General features: G+C 73.3%; 1 pseudogene. It reads right to left on the minus strand.

The features are described from left to right. A pseudogene (locus IN07_RS26070) lies at positions 1–344 on the minus strand (peptide chain release factor 3); the annotation flags it as partial.

The raw sequence follows: 344 nt of genomic DNA on the forward strand, positions 1-344 counted from the left end.
CGAAGACGCCGGAGCAGATCCGGATGTAGGCCAGCCGGTCGCGGTGGGCGGCGTCCATGCCCGACTGAACCTTGAACACGAAGGCGCTGAAGGGATCGGTCAGGACCCGCGGCCGGCCCTCGGCGTCGGTCCGGTCCGCCGGGGCGGGGGCCAGGTCGACGAGGGTGTCCAACAGGGCGGCGACGCCGAAGTTCGACACGGCCGAGGCGAACAGCACCGGGGTGCTGTAGCCGGCCAGGAAGGTCTCCTGGTCGTGGTCTGCGCCGCTGGCGACCAGCAGCTCCGCCTCCTCGACCGCCCGGGTCCAGTCGATGCCCTCCCGGGTCTCGGCGGCGGCGGGGGTG

The sequence above is a fragment of the Modestobacter caceresii genome, from assembly GCF_000761485.1.
In the GTDB taxonomy this organism is placed as follows: Bacteria; Actinomycetota; Actinomycetes; order Mycobacteriales; family Geodermatophilaceae; genus Modestobacter; species Modestobacter caceresii.